Origin of the sequence: Rhizobium phaseoli, assembly GCF_010668805.1 — a bacterium.
Taxonomy (GTDB): domain Bacteria; phylum Pseudomonadota; class Alphaproteobacteria; order Rhizobiales; family Rhizobiaceae; genus Rhizobium; species Rhizobium phaseoli_A.
Genome location: NZ_WUFT01000007.1, coordinates 109,495 through 126,087 on the forward strand (window position 1 = coordinate 109,495; position 16,593 = coordinate 126,087).

The 16,593-nt window shown below is 62.2% G+C and carries 15 protein-coding genes; 3 read left to right on the forward strand and 12 right to left on the reverse strand.

Features of this window, described 5'->3' with window-relative positions; all coding sequences use genetic code 11:
* Positions 1 to 208: 208 nt before the first annotated feature.
* From GR197_RS12625 to GR197_RS12665, 9 genes are all read right to left on the reverse strand, one after another.
* Positions 209 to 2,029, reverse strand: a complete 1,821-nt coding sequence (locus tag GR197_RS12625; RefSeq protein WP_164009885.1) for a methyl-accepting chemotaxis protein — start codon at positions 2,027 to 2,029, stop codon at positions 209 to 211.
* 375 nt (positions 2,030 to 2,404) lie between these two features.
* On the reverse strand, positions 2,405 to 2,866 hold the full coding sequence (locus GR197_RS12630; RefSeq protein ID WP_164009887.1) for a plant virulence effector HPE1-like domain-containing protein: 462 nt from the start codon (positions 2,864 to 2,866) through the stop codon (positions 2,405 to 2,407).
* Between the two features lie 93 nt (positions 2,867 to 2,959).
* A complete protein-coding gene (gene purD / locus GR197_RS12635; RefSeq protein WP_164009889.1) occupies positions 2,960 to 4,243 on the reverse strand; it encodes a phosphoribosylamine--glycine ligase in 1,284 nt (427 codons plus the stop codon).
* A 65-nt stretch (positions 4,244 to 4,308) separates the two neighbouring features.
* Positions 4,309 to 6,243, reverse strand: a complete 1,935-nt coding sequence (locus GR197_RS12640) for a DUF2207 domain-containing protein (RefSeq protein ID WP_164009891.1) — start codon at positions 6,241 to 6,243, stop codon at positions 4,309 to 4,311.
* A gap of 38 nt (positions 6,244 to 6,281) precedes the next feature.
* A complete protein-coding gene (locus tag GR197_RS12645; protein WP_164009893.1) occupies positions 6,282 to 7,544 on the reverse strand; it encodes a 3-phosphoshikimate 1-carboxyvinyltransferase in 1,263 nt (420 codons plus the stop codon).
* Between the two features lie 111 nt (positions 7,545 to 7,655).
* Entirely contained in the window at positions 7,656 to 8,207 is a 552-nt protein-coding gene (locus tag GR197_RS12650; protein WP_164009895.1) for a LemA family protein, read from the reverse strand.
* A 113-nt stretch (positions 8,208 to 8,320) separates the two neighbouring features.
* Positions 8,321 to 9,277 carry a glycine--tRNA ligase subunit alpha gene (locus tag GR197_RS12655; RefSeq protein ID WP_164009897.1) on the reverse strand — a complete coding sequence of 319 codons (957 nt, stop codon included), beginning with the start codon at positions 9,275 to 9,277 and terminating at the stop codon, positions 8,321 to 8,323.
* A gap of 140 nt (positions 9,278 to 9,417) precedes the next feature.
* Entirely contained in the window at positions 9,418 to 9,609 is a 192-nt protein-coding gene (locus GR197_RS12660) for a membrane protein (RefSeq protein WP_003556931.1), read from the reverse strand.
* Positions 9,610 to 9,627: 18 nt separating this feature from the next.
* Entirely contained in the window at positions 9,628 to 10,488 is an 861-nt protein-coding gene (locus GR197_RS12665; RefSeq protein WP_164009899.1) for a S49 family peptidase, read from the reverse strand.
* 196 nt (positions 10,489 to 10,684) lie between these two features.
* On the opposite strand from GR197_RS12665, the gene GR197_RS12670 reads away from it, so the two are divergent.
* Positions 10,685 to 12,025 (forward strand): Nramp family divalent metal transporter, encoded by a 1,341-nt coding sequence (locus GR197_RS12670; RefSeq protein ID WP_164009901.1) that lies wholly within the window; start codon positions 10,685 to 10,687, stop codon positions 12,023 to 12,025.
* A gap of 149 nt (positions 12,026 to 12,174) precedes the next feature.
* Here the strand turns inward: GR197_RS12670 and GR197_RS12675 are convergent, their stop codons facing one another.
* The 3 genes from GR197_RS12675 to GR197_RS12685 are packed head-to-tail and all read right to left on the reverse strand — an operon-like array spanning position 12,175 to position 13,495.
* On the reverse strand, positions 12,175 to 12,441 hold the full coding sequence (locus GR197_RS12675; RefSeq protein ID WP_164009903.1) for a hypothetical protein: 267 nt from the start codon (positions 12,439 to 12,441) through the stop codon (positions 12,175 to 12,177).
* Between the two features lie 42 nt (positions 12,442 to 12,483).
* Positions 12,484 to 13,260 (reverse strand): tRNA1(Val) (adenine(37)-N6)-methyltransferase, encoded by a 777-nt coding sequence (locus tag GR197_RS12680; protein ID WP_164009905.1) that lies wholly within the window; start codon positions 13,258 to 13,260, stop codon positions 12,484 to 12,486.
* 7 nt (positions 13,261 to 13,267) lie between these two features.
* The gene (locus tag GR197_RS12685) at positions 13,268 to 13,495 is read right to left on the reverse strand and encodes a DUF2007 domain-containing protein (protein ID WP_164009908.1); all 228 of its coding nucleotides are present in this window, start codon (positions 13,493 to 13,495) and stop codon (positions 13,268 to 13,270) included.
* Positions 13,496 to 13,603: 108 nt separating this feature from the next.
* Between GR197_RS12685 and GR197_RS12690 the strand changes: the two genes are divergently transcribed.
* Positions 13,604 to 14,620, forward strand: coding sequence for a polyprenyl synthetase family protein (locus GR197_RS12690; protein ID WP_164009909.1), 1,017 nt, complete (start codon positions 13,604 to 13,606; stop codon positions 14,618 to 14,620).
* A gap of 132 nt (positions 14,621 to 14,752) precedes the next feature.
* Positions 14,753 to 16,585 (forward strand): tetratricopeptide repeat protein, encoded by a 1,833-nt coding sequence (locus GR197_RS12695; protein WP_164009911.1) that lies wholly within the window; start codon positions 14,753 to 14,755, stop codon positions 16,583 to 16,585.
* Positions 16,586 to 16,593 lie beyond the last annotated feature (8 nt).

The following is a 16,593-nucleotide window of genomic DNA, read 5'->3' on the forward strand; positions in this document are numbered from 1 at the left end:
GGCGTCTCGCCTCTTGCCCATCTCGCCCCCACCCTCCGTCATACTCGGGCTTGACCCGAGTATCCATGCCGCAAGCACGTCGCTTGAATTTGTTCGGCTGCCGTGGCCTTTGTCAGTTCGAACACCAACACAGTATCTGCGTCCAAGACAGCACGGCCGCCGGAAACCGGCGGCCGCACAGGCTCTGGTGACGGAACTCGCGGGCCGTTTAAGCGGCGCGGCGCCCCTGCATGGCCGGAGCCGCGCCGGTGCCACTGACGCGGAAGCCGCGAATGAGGTCGATCAGTTCGTCGGTGTCAGTGGCCAGCGTTTCGGCCGATGCCGTGGTCTCCTCGGCCATGGCGGCGTTCTGCTGGGTGGCGGCATCAAGCTGGTTCATCGACGACGAGATCGAGCGCAGCGTCGTATCCTGTTCGGAGGCGCTATGGGCGATCTTGGCGACGATCTCGTTGGCAGCCTTGATCTGGTCGGAGATGCGCTTCAGCGCCTCGCCAGCCTCGCCGACCAGACGGACGCCATGGTCCACCTGGGTGGAAGAGCGGGCGATCTGGTCCTTGATCTCCTTGGCCGCAGCGGCGGAACGCTGGGCAAGTTCGCGGACTTCCTGGGCGACGACCGCAAAACCCTTGCCGGATTCGCCGGCGCGGGCCGCCTCGACACCGGCATTCAGCGCCAGCAGGTTGGTCTGGAAGGCGATTTCGTCGATGACGCCGATGATCTTGGTGATCTCCGAGGACGACTTCTCGATGCCGCTCATCGCCTCTATCGCCTGGCCGACGATCGCATCGCTGTGGGTGGCTTCGGTGCTGACGGAGTGGACGCGCTTGCTGGCTTCGTGGGCGCCATCGGCCGTCTGGCGGACGGCGACGGTGAGCTCGTCGAGGGCCGCCGAGGTTTCCTCAAGGCTGGCAGCCTGGCGCTCGGTGCGCTGCGACAGTTCGTTGGAGGCGCGGCGGATCTCTTCCTTGCTGGTGCCGATATCGGTGCCCTTGGCGCTGACCTTGGCCATGGCGGCTTCGAGATGCGACAATGCATCGTTGAAGTTGTCGCGAAGGGCGGCATATTTTTGGCCGAGATCGGCGCAGCGGACGGTGAGATCGCCACGGGCAATCATCTCCAGCGCCTGGCCAATGGTCGTCACCACCCGGGTCTGGAGCGTCGCTTCGTCCTGTTGCTGGCGCAGATTGTTTTCGCGCTCGTTTTCCAGCGCCAGCTGCTGGGCCGCCACGCGATCCGACATCGCGTGGCGTTCGCGGATCTTTTCCTGCAGCGACAGCGTCGCCTTGGCCATCATCCCGACCTCATTGTTCATGCCGGTATGCGGGATTGCGATGGAAACATCCTCTTCGGCCACCGCCTTCAGGGCGGCATGGACGTTGTTGAGAGGGCCTGAAATGCCGCGGATGACGAGATAAGCGGCCGCAATAGCAAGGAAGAACAGTATGATGCTGCCGGACAGGGCGGTTAGGATCGTGCTGTTGATCTGGGCATCGAGATCCTCCATGTAGACGCCGGTGACGACGACGACCTTCCAAGGGTCGAAGGCCAGCGCATAGGCTGTCTTGCGGAAATCGCCCGCCGGCTGGCCGGGTTTGGCTGTGGAATAATATTCGACGAGACCGCCGCCCTGCTGCCCGAGCTTGACCAGCTCTTCGCGATAGAGCTTGCCTTTGCTGTCCGGCTGGCCCTTGTTGATCTGCCCGATCTTCGAGGCATCGAAGTGGAACATCATCTGGATGTCGTAGCTATAGCCGAAGAAATAGCCATCGGGATCGTATTTCATCGCGTTAACGGTGGCGTAGGCCTGCTTCTGCGCATCCTCGAGCGTCATTTCGCCCGCGGTGACCTTGGCCTGGTAAAGCTTGAGAACGGAGACCGCCGACTGAACTTCAGAACGGAGCATGTCGTAGCGCTCCTTGTAGATCGCATCGACCGAGGAGCGGATCTGCAGGGACGTGGCGATCGCAAAGGCTATCATCAGGCCGATAACCAGCAATATAAGCTGCTTCGATATTTTGAGATTTTTCATGAATCCTCGCAACGGGAATGGTGGGGCATTCCGGTGCGGTCTTCTACCGCTTGTGCGAGCGCGCCGAAAAATACGACGCGTCTACCGCTGCTAAAAACAACATGCTGCGACCGGTGAGCCACAATTGAGGCTTATCCGATAAGAAAGCTTTAATTTTACAGTTTGCGACGCGAATTCCCTAAAAATCCGGGGGTCGCCGGCAAAGCAAATCCTCACCCACTTTCGGCATCATGTTCCAAAACAGGAATGCACCCTCGCTTCTCTTCGAGAGTGCATCCGGTCCACCGGAGTGGAACCCCAAGCGATCGAAACCTTGATCAGGCAGGGGCAGGGAACTTTTGTTTTGCGCAATTTCGGACGCTAAACCGAATTGCTTTAGAAGCGTATATTGAATTCGGAAACGTTAAGCGTCGCCGGTTGTTCCGCCATGCCGGCAACAACGGGTTTGGCGTCGCTGCCGATGACGGCTGCGGTCGTCGCGCTCATATCGATGCCATCGGCAGGCGGGGTCGGCGGCATGGCCGCAATGATCGCTTCCGGGGTCGCCTTGCTGACGAAGACAACGGGTGAGCCGCCCATCCAGCCTTCGGTGCGATAGATCTTCTTTTCGCCGCCGACATCGCGGACTTCACTGGCCTGAAGAACGCCGGGCTTGAGTTCCGGCACTGCATAGTCCTTCTTGGTCAGTTCGGCCCGCAGTGGTGGGCAATCGGCACAGGTTTCGGTGACGATGCTGCCGTCAGCCCGTGGCGCCGCCTTGCCGATCACCTCGATAGAGGACGCCATCGCCGAGCCTGCCATCAGCAGGATTGCCGCACCGAGGAAAATCTGACGCATCAACGCACCTCCGTCTCACTATGAGAGCGGTATAGCGTAGCTTTGTTTCCATCCCGTCAGGGGAAAGGGTAAAAATTTAAAGAACGCCGCGGTTTATACTTTGTCCGAGCCCGTTTCGCGCTCGATCGCCCGCCAGCCGATGTCGCGCCTGGAGAAGCCGTTTTCCCAGCCGACCCTATCGAGCAGCGCGTAGGCGCGGTCCTTGGCTTCGGCCACCGTGCCGCCCGAGGCGGTGACGTTCAGCACGCGGCCGCCGGTGGCAACCAGCGCGCCGTCCTTCAGACCCGTGCCGGCATGAAACACCTTCTCGCCCTCGCCTGCCTCGGGCACGGAGAGGATGGGGGTGTTCTTCGCGTAGGCGCCGGGATAGCCCTTTGAGGCCATGACCACGGTCAGCGCCGGATCGTCATTCCATTCCGCCTTCACCTGATCAAGCGTGCCGTTGGCGGTGGCGAGCAACAGCGGCAGCAGATCGCTTTTCAACCGCATCATCATCACTTGGCATTCCGGATCGCCGAAGCGGACATTGTATTCGATGAGCTCCGGCCCCTTGCTGGTGATCATCAGCCCGGCAAAAAACACGCCGGAGAAAGGATGACCGCTCTCGGCCATGCCACGCATCGTCGGCTCGATGATCTCCTTCATGGTCCGCTCGACCATTTCGGCGGTCATCACGGGCGCCGGCGAATAGGCGCCCATGCCGCCGGTATTGACGCCGGTATCGCCCTCGCCCACCCGCTTGTGATCCTGGGCGGTTGCGAGCGGCAGCGCGTTCTTTCCGTCGCAGAGGCAGAAGAAGCTTGCCTCCTCGCCGTCGAGATAGGCTTCGACGACGACTTCGGCGCCGGCCTCGCCAAAGGCACCCTCGAAGCAGTCGTCGACCGCGGCCAAGGCTTCATCCAGCGTCATTGCCACCGTCACGCCCTTGCCGGCGGCAAGCCCATCGGCCTTGACGACGATCGGCACGCCTTCAGCGCGGATATAGGCTTTGGCCTTCGGCCCATTGTTGAAGCGCTGGTAGGCGCCCGTCGGAATGCCGTAGCGGGCGCAGATATCCTTGGTGAAGCCCTTCGAGCCCTCAAGCTGGGCAGCGGCGGCGGAGGGGCCGAAGACCGTCAGGCCATCGGCGCGCAGCCGGTCGGCAAGGCCGGCGACGAGCGGCGCTTCCGGGCCGACGACGACGAAATCGATCGCCTTGTCCTTGCAGAAAGCGGCGACCGCTTCATGATCCTCGGTATTGAGGGGCACGAGGATGGCGTGTTCGCCAATACCGGGATTGCCGGGTGCGGCGTAAAATTCCGTCATCAACGGCGATTGCGCCAGCTTCCAGGCGAGCGCATGCTCGCGTCCGCCCGATCCGATCAACAGAACCTTCATGCGCGACCCTTTCCTTTTGCCTCTGGCGGTTAAGGGCCAAGGGCTGAAAGGTCAAGCGGGAAAGCTTACCAGCCGCCTCCCCCGCCGCCGCCGCCACCCCCGCCGGACGAACCGCCGCCGGAAAAACCGGAGGACGAACTCGAGGGCGGCGGCGCAGGGATCGTCGACGCGATGGTCGAGGCCATCGACGAGGAAAAGCCGCCGATGCGGTCGGAAAAGCTGCCGCTGTTGAAATTGCCGGAATACCAGGCGGGCGCGTAAGCAGCGGCCGCACCGGCCGCGGCGGCTGCAAGCCAGGTCTCGAAGGTGCGCGACCAGGGTTTTTCGACGCCGAGCGCCACGGCATAGGGCAGCAGCGTCTCGAAATGGCGCGGCGACATTTGCGGGGCGCCCGCCGTGTTCATCCGGTCTTTCTCGGCCAGCGTCAGATATTGGCGCAAGCCGTCGATGCCGTCCATCATCTTGGCGCCAAGCGGGGTCGGCGCGCTCATGATGAAGAAATAGAGGATGTTCAAAAGCACGATGCCGCCGACGGCAAAGAGCATCGGCGTTTCATGCAGTTCTACCAGCGACGAGGCAAGCGCCATAACGACGACCGCAAGAATGCTGATGCCGACGAAAACGCCGACCGCGGTGGTGATGATGGCGATGATCTTGCCGAACAGCGACGTGCCGCGATGCAGCGACCTGACGAGGCCGGCAGCGAACACGGCAACAAAAACCGCGATGGCGGTCGGGATCAGCATCAGCGCGATCGTCTCCGGTTCCAGCGAGCCAAAGACGAACAGCGCCACCAGGGCGGCGGCGCTGAGCGCGATGCCGCCTGCGGTATAACCCAGGTTGGAATTGTAATATTTGCCGCGGTGCTCCTTCTCGATCGCCGAACGGAAAGCCTGGCCGACGGATTTGACCCGCTCGCCATTGGCCTTGTCGATCGTCAGTGTCGAACCCGCACCGCCGGCAACCTTCAGCAGTTCCATTTCGCCGGCCTGGAATTTCTCCTTGCCGAGCGCTTTGCCGGTACCTTGGATGACGATCGAATTCTTCAGGTCTTCGAGCTTGACGTAACCGCGGACGGCAAGATTGAGCGCCGTGGCAGACAGCGCCGTCCAGCCCTCGCCGGAGAAGCCCTTATTGTCGATGTAGTTGACCAGCGCCGGCGAGATGCCATCAGGTGCGTCCCAGCGCGGCACGACGACGCCGCGGGCGGGATCGCGGCCGACCTTCAGCCAGGACCAGGTGTAATAGGCGAAAACCAGGATCAGACCGCCGAAGCCGATGAAATAATTGCGGTTGTCCTTCAGCCACCATGTGCTTTCCATATCCGCGCTCGGCGGATCGATCGCCCCCTTCGGCATGCGGATGGCGAAGGTCAGGCCCTCATTGGCGTCAAGCGGCGCGGTCGTTGCAAAGACCAGGCCGGCGCCGGTCTCGTCGACGCGGGCGTTCTTTCCCGTCCCGCCCTGAGGGCCGGTAAAAAAGACCGTGTCGGTGGCGGCAACACCCGGCGGCAGCGTCACCGTCGCCGTGGCCGAGCGGATCGGGAAGATCCAGCCATTGCCGGTGACGTTCCAGTAGAGTTCGGCATGATCGTCGAAATAGCGGATCTGGCGGTTGGTCTTGTAGGTGAAGACATAACGATGACGGCCCGGCGTCACCCTCACGTCGGCAGAACCGGCATAGATGCGGATGCCGCCCGAAATCGATTCAGTGTGCCAGGGCTCATCCGCGCCGTCGCGCTGCACCGAGACCATATCGAAATCGACGCTGCGGCGACGCTCTGCGGCATCGGTGAAATAGAGCGGGAAATCACGGAAGATGCCGTGATTGATCTGGTTGCCCTCGGCATTGACGGTGATCGTTTCCGTCACCGTCATCGCGCCGCTCTTTTCGAGTACGATGTCGGAGGCGAAACTGTCGATGACCTCGGCGGCAAAGGCCGCCGGAGCGGTAAATATCAACAGCAGTGCAAAACAAAAGCCGAAAAACCGACGCCCCATCCCTGTCTCCCCGCGGGCAGCCTCGGCTGCGCGTTGCCTCAATCCTTGTCCTGATATGTCACCCCGAGGGCGGCAAGCGTCCGCCAATAGGCGGGGAAGGTCTTGCCTACGCAATCGGGATCGAGAATGGTGATGCCGTCGATCTTCAGCCCGGCGAGCGCGAAACTCATGGCGATGCGGTGATCGGCGAAACTGTCGATCTCGGCTGGAAGACGCTGTCCTGCAAGGGCCGGATCGGACTTGACGATCAGATCGTCGCCCTCTTCGCGGGCAAGCCCCGGGACGATACGATTGAGGCCGGTCGAGAGCGCCCGGATGCGGTCGCATTCCTTGACGCGCAAATTGGCGATGCCGACGAAGCGAACCGGCGTCTCGTTGAAGGCGGCGAGCACCGCAAGCGTCGGGACGGCATCCTGCATCTGCGAGCCGTCGATTTCGGCCGGCAGCTGCGGAAAACGGGCGATCATGTCGTAGGCGCGCGCATCCGGCTGCGAAAAGGCGTCGGAGGGAATGCCGAGATCGATCGCGCCGCCGGTCAGGACTTCGGCGGCCCAGAGGTAGGTCGCAGCCGAGGCATCGGGCTCGACGATGAAGTCGGCGGCGCGGTAACCGGTCGGCTCGACGCGCCAGGTGACGGGACTGGTCTTTTCGACCTTGGCGCCGAAGGCCTTCATCGCCGCCGTGGTCAGATCGATATAACCGAGCGCGCCGATATCCTCGCCGACCAGTTCGATATCGACCGGCCGGTCGCCGCCGGCCGCCATCATCAGCAAGGCCGAGACATACTGGCTGGAGAGGCCGCCATCGATGCGGATGCGGTCGGCCTGGAAGCCGCCGGTGCCTTTGACGGTGACGGGCGGGCAGCCGGTTTCGGCGCTCGCGTCGATACCCAGCGTGCGCATCGCCTCGACCAGCGGGCCGATCGGGCGCTTGCGCATATGTTCGTCGCCGTCGACGATGACGGTGCCGTCGACCAGGGCGGCGGCGGCCGTCAGGAAGCGTGTCGCCGTGCCGGCATTGCCGAGGAAGAGTGGCGCTTTCGGCGGCAGCAGCCTGCCGCTGCCGGTCACGACGAAACTGGTGTCATCGGGCTCGTCGATCGCAACACCCATGGCGCGCAACGCGTCGGCCATATAGCGCGTATCGTCGCTCTTCAGCGCGCCGGTCAGCCGGCTCGTGCCCTTGGCAAGGCCGGCGAGCAGCAGCGCGCGATTGGTGATCGACTTCGAGCCCGGCGGCATGGCGCGGCCCGAAAGCGGCTTGCCCGGCGGGATGATCGTGAGTTTGGCTGTGGGTGTCATGCTGTTTCTTCCGTCCATCGTGCCGCTACACAGTTTGCGCGACATACTCTTGCCGGCCGCAATCTGCCTTTGCTCTTAATCGCTTTCTTGCAAAGGCAAAATGCCGGATCGTCAGAATTTGACGCTGGGGACGGCGCGATCGGCCTCGTTGGTGATTTCGAAATATTCCCGCTTGGCAAAACCGAACTGGCCGGCGACGAGATTGGAGGGGAAGCTTTCGACCTTGACGTTCAGGTCGCGGGCGGCACCATTGTAATACCGCCGCGCCATCTGCAGCTCGCCTTCCATGGTTTCCAGCGAGGCCTGCAGCTCGGCAAAATTCTGGTTGGCCTTGAGATCGGGATAGGCTTCGGCGAGCGCGATGACCCGGCCGAGCGCCTGTCCGAGCAGCCCTTCCGCCTGCGCCCTGCCGGCGACATCGCCCGATGGCACGGCCTGCGCCTTGTTGCGAAGCGAAACCACCTCTTCGAGCGTGGTCTTTTCATGGGCGGCATAACCCTTGACCGTCTCGATCAGGTTGGGGATCAGATCGGCGCGCCGCTTCAGCTGCACGTCGATGCCCGACCATGCTTCCTCCGCCATCTGCCGGGAGCGAACAAGGCCGTTGTAGATGAAGACGACATAGAGTGCGACCAAAACGATGGCGCCAAGTGCAATATACATCGCGAATCCCCCAAACGAAGCAAAGTGTTGGCGAGACTATGCAGGTTTCTTATTGCTTGTCATCCGAGATTTGCCAGGATGACGGGCGCATGTACATGCTCAAGCGGCGGCTTTTACGCCGCCTCTTTCGACAGGTTGACGCCGCCGGCATCGGTCAGCAGGAAGGCTTCGCCGCAGGCTTTTGCGAGCGTGCGCACCCGCAGGATATAGCTTTGGCGCTCGGTGACCGAGATGACGCCGCGGGCATCGAGCAGGTTGAAGACATGGCTGGCCTTGATACACTGGTCATAGGCCGGGAAGACGCATTTATGCAGGCGCTGGTTGGCGTTGTCGGCAGGCGCGCCGGCATCGAGCAGCGCCCGGCATTCCTTCTCGGCATCGACGAAGTGGCGATGCAGCATCTCGGTATTGGCGAATTCGAAATTGTGGCGTGAATATTCCTGCTCTGCCTGCAGGAAGACGTCGCCGTAGCTGATCTTCTCGTCGCCCTCGCGACCGTTGAAGTTCAGATCGTAGACATTGTCGACACCCTGAACATACATGGCGAGGCGTTCGAGGCCATAGGTCAGTTCGCCAGCGACCGGCGAGCATTCGATGCCGCAGACCTGCTGGAAATAGGTGAACTGCGACACTTCCATGCCGTCGCACCAGCATTCCCAGCCGAGGCCCCAGGCGCCGAGCGTCGGGCTCTCCCAGTCGTCCTCGACGAAGCGGATATCGTGTAGCAGCGGATCGAGACCGATCGCGGAGAGCGAGCCGAGATAGAGTTCCTGCAGATTCGGCGGGTTTGGCTTCAGGATGACTTGATACTGGTAATAATGCTGCAGCCGGTTGGGGTTCTCGCCATATCGGCCGTCGGATGGACGCCGCGACGGCTGGACGTAGGCGGCCTTCCATGGCTTAGGGCCGAGGGCGCGCAGCGTTGTGGCAGGGTGGAAGGTGCCGGCCCCGACTTCCATGTCGTAGGGCTGCAGCACCGCGCAACCCTTGTCCGCCCAATAGTTATGCAGGGTCAGGATCAGCGCCTGGAAGGAGCGCTTCGGGTTCATATGGTCTGGCATAGCTGACATGAAACGGCACCGATTGATTAGGGATTATCGGCGCGACAGGTGCCATGCAGGGCGGCAGGGGTCAAGAGTTTTGCACGGGTGGCTGGTTGCCCAGCCGCGATGCCGGCAGGTGGATGAGGGGCAGAGGCAATCGGTGACGCCTATTCTCCCTCGCGCTTCAGCCGGTATTCCCCCGTCGCCGGGTCCTTGACCAGCGTGCCGATCGCGCCGGTCTGGCGCTCTTTCTCAGCCCGGCGCGACTTTTCAGCGAGCTTGCGGGCATCGGAGACGAAGCGGCGATAGAGCCACCAGGCTGAGAAGACCAGGATCAGGATGGTGATAAGCTGCGGCATGACCCTCTTCTGCTCCCGTCAAAGCCCGAAACGGCTCCACAATGCTCTTTCTTCCGCCGCTTCGGCAAGCCCCGTGGCAAGACCGGACGCGGCCCCTTCGAGCGACACCGGCGAGACGCCGGGAAGACGGCGGCCGAGCAGGCCTCGGCCGGCGGTGACAAGCTCCAGCTTGGTCTTCTGGCCGTAGCGCCGCTTCAATTCCTGGCGCATGTCGCCGAGGCCATCGATGAGGCCGAGTTCGAGGCCGCGGGTGCCGCTCCAGAACAGGCCTGAGAACACCGCCGCATCATCGCGCAGCTTCCCGGCGCGGCGTTCGCGCACCATTGCTATGAAAACCTGGTGGATTTCGAGCTGCAGACTCTTCAGGTATTCGATGTCCTTTTCCTTTTCGGGCTGGAAAGGATCGAGGATCACCTTGTTTTCGCCGGCGGTGTAAACGCGGCGCTCGACGCCGATCTTCTTCAACAGCTCGGGAAAGCCGAACCCGCCGGAGACGACGCCGATCGAGCCGACGATCGAGGTGGCGTCGGCAATGATCTCGTCGCCGGCAAGGGCGATCATGTAACCGCCGGAGGCGGCGACGTCCTCGACGAAGACCAGCACCTTTTTCTGCTTCTCGCGAGCGAGTTCTCGAATGCGGGTAAAGATCAGGCGGGACTGGACGGGCGAACCGCCGGGCGAATTGATCGAGATGGCAACCGCCGGCGCGTCCTTCATGGCGAAGGCCTTCTCCAGAACCGGAGCGACATTGGCGAGATTGAGGGCCGGCCGGAACTGGCCGCCGCCGCTGACGATCGCACCCTGCAGCCGGACGACCGGGATGGTGATGCCGTCCTTGCGGAACCGTTTCGGCAGCAGCTTTCGCAACAATCCAGCCATCTCTCATCCTTCGCTTCGGGTCGCACGATCGTCAATCCGCGATCGGCATCCATGTATGCGCTGGAACGACAAACGCAATGGCCGCGTTCCTGAAAACATTAGGCCCGAAAACATCGGATGATTTTGTTGTTGCGAATGACTTGCATTATCATTCTAATTCGTCATAGTGCAGACACGATAAACAGGTGGAAATTGCATGGACGCCCTAAATCCGAATGCTCGAAGCGGCTGGCGGCACGAACGCGGCGAGGCGTCGCTATCGGATGTCTACCGCACCGTCGGAACCGGGCGTCATAGCTCGAAGTGGCGAAGGGCGGCCGCCTTCGCGGGGCCGGGCTACATGGTCGCCGTCGGTTACATGGATCCGGGCAACTGGGCGACGTCACTCGCCGGTGGCTCAAAATTCGGGTATGCGCTGCTCACCGTCGCCCTGCTCTCCAACCTGATGGCGATCGTGCTGCAATCGCTCTGCGCGCGTCTGGCGATCGCCTCCGGCCGTGACCTGGCGCAGGCCTGCCGCGACGCCTTTCCGAAATATGTCTCGATACCACTCTGGGCTTTTGCGGAAATCGCCATCATCGCCACCGATATCGCCGAGGTGATCGGAACGGCGATCGGCCTCAATCTGCTGATGGGCATCCCGCTCGAACTTGGCGTGCTGATCACCGCACTCGACGTCTTCGTCATCCTCTTCCTGCAGAAGCTTGGTTTCCGCTGGGTGGAAGCCTTCATCATCGCGCTGCTCGGCGTCATCGCCGTCTGCTTCGGCGTGCAGATATTGCTTGCCGACCCGCAATGGGGCGCCGTCGTCACCGGCTTCTTCCCGACGACGGAGATCGTCACCAATCCGGAGATGCTCTATCTGGCGCTCGGCATTCTCGGCGCGACCGTCATGCCGCACAATCTCTACCTCCACTCCGGCATCGTCCAGACGCGGGCCTATGGCCATACGGTTCCCGAGAAGAAGGAGGCACTGACCTTTGCGACGATCGACTCGACGGTGGCGCTGTGCTTCGCGCTGCTAATCAACGCTTCGATCCTGATCCTGGCGGCTGCCGCCTTCAATGCGCATGGCAAGACCGATGTCGTCGAACTCGGCGACGCCTATTCGCTGCTGTCGCCGCTGCTCGGTCTCGCCATCGCCCCGACGCTGTTCGGCATCGCGCTCTTATGCTGCGGCCTCAATTCGACGGTGACGGCAACGCTTGCCGGCCAGATCGTCATGGAAGGCTTCCTGAAGATCAGGCTGAAACCTTGGGTGCGCCGGCTGATCACCCGCGCCATCGCCATCGTCCCGGCGGCGATCGTCACCATCTGGTATGGCGACCAGGGCACAGCGGAGCTCTTGATCCTCACCCAAGTGGTGCTCAGCCTGCAGCTTTCCTTCGCGGTCTTCCCGCTTGTGATGTTCACCGCCAGCAAGGCCAAAATGGATGAGCTCGTCGCCCCGCGCTGGCTGAGCGGCCTTGCCTATCTGATCGCGGTCGTCATCGCCGGCCTCAACGTCAAGCTGCTCTTCGACTTCGTGACCGGCTGACGAACGTGCATCGCCCCGTGCGGCGGTCCGCGATTAAGAAACGACAGCGCGGCGCATCGACCTTGGTTGATGCGCCGCGTTTTGATTTGTCCACCATTCATCGATCGATTTGGATGCATTCGATCTCTGACTGCGGATTTCCGAATTTTTCAAGCGAGTTCCGATTTGGCCAGCAGATAGGTATCGCCGCTATTGTCTCGGGCGGCGGCGCCGGATTTCAACATATCAAGCAGATCGCCGCTGAAGGCTTGCTCGCCGATCTCCGCCGTCAGTTGCAGGATCTCGCTTTGGGCCTGATCTCGGTAAAGCGCCACCTGCGCGGCGTCATGCGGGATCCACTGATATCCCTTGTCATTATAGGCAGCAACGATGCGCAGAAGATCGAGCAGACGCTTTCGCGGGTCGGATATTGTCACAGATGATCCCTCGCCAATGAACAGCTTCGATGCAAGGCGTCTTCAAAGCCTGGCATAGGCCGCCCGGCCGTTGTTGAAATCGTCGACGAGAGGGGAGAACTTGTGGCTGCCCTCTTCGTGCATGATCAGCGGCGCGCGTAGCGACAGCCGCGCCCGCGATCCCTTGATACCAGTCATCAGGATACGGACGGCGTTTTCGCCCTGGCGCGGATGAATGGCGGTGATTTCGATGCCGCCGAAACGCCGGCCGCAGGCGATAACGATCTCGGCGATCGATTGGGGCCTTGCAATCAGCGACAATTGCCCGCCCGGGATCATGATCGCGCCGGCGGTGCGGATCCAGCTTTCAAACAGACCGTCGGTCATCGCATGGGCTTCGGCCTTCAGCGCATCCGGCGTGCGCCGGTCGCCGGCGTGGTTGAAGGGCGGGTTCATGATGACGTGGTGGAAACTCTCATCGATGAGGCCGGCATCGTTGCGCGCCTTGGCAGTCAGCGTCACATCGGCTTCGACGACACTGACGCGGGCGGCGAAATGGGCATTTTCGGGCAGCAGGATGCTGCGGCGGGCATAATCGGCCATTTCAGCCGCACGCTCGAAAAGCACCACGTCCGCATCGGCTAGGCGCGAGGCGACGGCAAGGCCGGCAGCACCGGCGCCGGCGCCGAGGTCGGCGACCCTGACCGGCCGATCATCGGCGACGAGGGCGGCAAGCAGCATCGCATCCATGCCGGAGCGATGGCCCCTGCCCTTCGGCTGCACCACATGGAAGGCGCCGCGATGAAAGGCATCGATGGTTTGGCCAGGCTCCCCGGTCATCCCCCGCTCACTTCCTGTCGCGCAATTCGCCACCGAGGCCGGCGTCGGTCAGAATGCGGCGCGCCCGGTCGGCCATCTCTTCATCCACCAGCAGGCGGCGCGGCAGCATGCCGAGTGAGCCTTCCAGCACGCTCATGCCCTGATCGGCGATGAAGCAGTGAATTCCGGCATCCTTCATCAAACTCTCGGCAAAGGAGAGCAGAACGGGGTCGTTGGCGCGGATAAGTTCATGCATTTGCCGTCGTTTTCCTTCCAATTTCGCCTTGCGCGACAATTCACCCCTTGCCGCGTCCATCGCCCCTTTCTATTGTCAGATGCAAAGAATGAACAGGAGTCCGGGTCGTTGGGCGTGGTCATACCGCTTGAAGAAAGCAAAAACAAACTGGCATCCATCAAGCCATTGGTCGATCTCACCAGGGCGGATATGGAGCGGGTGAACCAGCTCATACTGTCCAAGGCCGGCTCCGATGTGCAGATGATCCCCGAAGTGGCGAACCATCTGATCTCGTCCGGCGGCAAGCGGCTGCGGCCGATGCTGACGCTGGCGTCGGCCTCGCTGTTCGACTATAGGGGCGAAAACCACGTCAAGCTCGCCACCTCAGTCGAGTTCATGCACACGGCGACGCTGCTGCATGACGACGTCGTCGACGAAAGCGATCTGCGCCGCGGCAAATCGACAGCGCGGATGATCTGGGGCAACCAGGCAAGCGTGCTGGTCGGCGACTTCCTGCTCGGCCAGGCCTTCCGCATGATGGTCGATGTCGGCTCGCTCGATGCGCTCGACGTCTTGTCTTCGGCTGCCTGCGTGATCGCCGAAGGCGAAGTGCTGCAGCTTTCCGTCGCCAAGAACATGGAGACGACGGAGGACGATTATCTCTCCGTCATCCGCGCCAAGACGGCCGCCCTTTTTGCCGCTGCCGCCGAAGTCGGGCCGATCGTCGCCGAGGCCGGTCGCTCCGGCCGCAATGCATTGAAATCCTATGGAATGAATCTGGGGCTTGCCTTCCAGCTCGTCGACGATGCGCTCGACTATGGCGGCAAGGCCGCCGATCTCGGCAAGAATGTCGGCGACGATTTCCGCGAGGGCAAGATCACCCTGCCGGTCATTCTCGCCTATCGCCGCGGCACCGAGGACGAGCGCGCCTTCTGGCGCGATGCGATCGAAGCCGGCAACAGCACCGACGCCAACCTCGAAAAAGCGCTCGGGCTGATCACCAAATACGGCACGCTTGCCGACACGATCGGCCGCGCGATCCATTACGGCACGATCGCAAGAGACGCGCTTGCGCCGCTGCCCGATACGGTGTGGAAAGCCGCCCTGATGGAAGTGATCGATTTCTGTATCGAGCGTGTCAACTGATCACACATGCTCGATTGCGGGCTGATTTTGTTGCAGCGCCGCTTCAAAAAAGCCATCCTGTTATGAATCAGTGAGCGCAACTGGTTTGCGACCGGCACCATCGTCGGGACGCTGTCGAAGAAAGGTTTCCTAATGCGGCAGAGAATTGCCATCCGTCTTCTTACGAGCGCAGCGCTTGCCGTTGTCCTTTCGCTGGGCGGTGTCGGCGGCGTCAACGCTGAGGATGCGGCCAAGGCGAGTGAAGCCGCAACGACCGACAGCTTCGATGCCGATAGCGTTACCACTTTCTCCGGCGCCTTTCTCGCGGCGCGCACGGCCGATGTCGATCATGACTATGAAACGGCGATCGAACTCTACAAGAAGGCGCTGCAGATCGAGCCCGGCAATCCCGAGATCCGCCAGCGGCTGATGATCTCGCTGCTGCTCAATGGCGACATCAAGGACGGCGTCAAATATGCCAACGACCTGAAGGGCGATCCGTCCGTCGAGCGCATTACCACGATCGTGCGCGGTATGGATGCCGTGCGCCGGGATGACTACAAGACCGCCGAGACCATCCTTAAATATAACGGGCCGAACGATCTCGACCGGATGATGAATGACCTGCTGCTCGCCTGGGCCCGCGTCGGCGCCGGCCGCGGCAAGGAAGCGCTCGCCATGGTCGAGAAGATGAAGGGGCCGGACTGGGTCCGCATCTTCCAGAATTATAATGCAGGCGCGATCGCCATCGCCACCGGCGACGTGAAATCCGCCCGAAAGCATCTGAACGATGCCGTGCTCGACAAGGAGGGAGGTGCCACGGCCCCCGACACCTTCATGCGCGCCGTGATGGCGCTTGCCCGCCTTGAAGCCACACAAGGCAATAAGCAGAAGGCGCTCGACGCCGTTTCCGTCGGCGACAATTTGCTGCCGAACTATGCGCCGCTGAACGCCCTGCGCGACAGTATCGAAAAAGATGAGAAGCAGGAGCAGCAGGTCAAGACGGCCGAAGAAGGGGCAGCCGGCGTGCTGTTTTCGGTCGGCGGCGCGCTGAACCGCGACGGCGCCGAGGATATCGTCTCGCTTTACCTGCAGACCGCCAATGCGCTCGACCCCAACAGCGCCGATACGCTGGTTCTGCTCGGCGGCATCGCCGAGAAGCAGAACCAGATGGACCGCGCCATTGCGCTCTACAAGAAGGTGCCGGAGAATTCGCCGATGCGGCGCATCTCCGAGCTGCAGCTCGGCCTCGCCCTTGCCCAGGGCGGCAAGGTGGACGAGGCGCGCAAGCACCTGCAGGCGCTGATCACCTCCGACCCGAAGGACATTCGCAGCTACCTCGCCTATGGCAGCGTGCTCTCCGACGCCAAGGATTACGAAGCGATGGCGGCCAATTACGACAAGGCCGTCGAAGCGATCGGTCCGATTCCCGGCCGCGCCAACTGGAGCGTCTTCTTCCAGCGCGGCATCGCCTATGAGCGGCTGAAGAAGTGGGACCAGGCGGAACCGAACTTCCGCAAGGCCCTGGAGCTTAATCCCGACCAGCCGCAGGTGCTGAACTATCTCGGCTACTCTTGGATCGACATGAACCGGAACCTCGACGAAGGTCTCGGCATGATCAAGAAGGCCGTCGACCTTCGTCCTGACGACGGCTACATCATCGATTCGCTCGGCTGGGCCTATTTCCGCCTCAACCGCTTCGACGATGCCGTCGACGAACTGGAACGGGCAGCCCAGATCAAGGCCGGCGACGCGACGATCAACGACCATCTCGGCGATGCCTATTGGCGCGTCGGCCGCAAGCTCGAAGCCGTTTATCAGTGGAACCGGGCGCTGGCCTCCGAGCCCGAAGCCGCCGAGATCCCGAAGATCAAGGACAAGGTCGCCAATGGCCTGCCTGCCGTCAGCGACGATGCCAAAGCGGCCGATAAGAAGCAGCCGGACCCGGCACCGGTCACCCCGCCGCCGGTCGACAAGAAATCCTGACGGGCGAG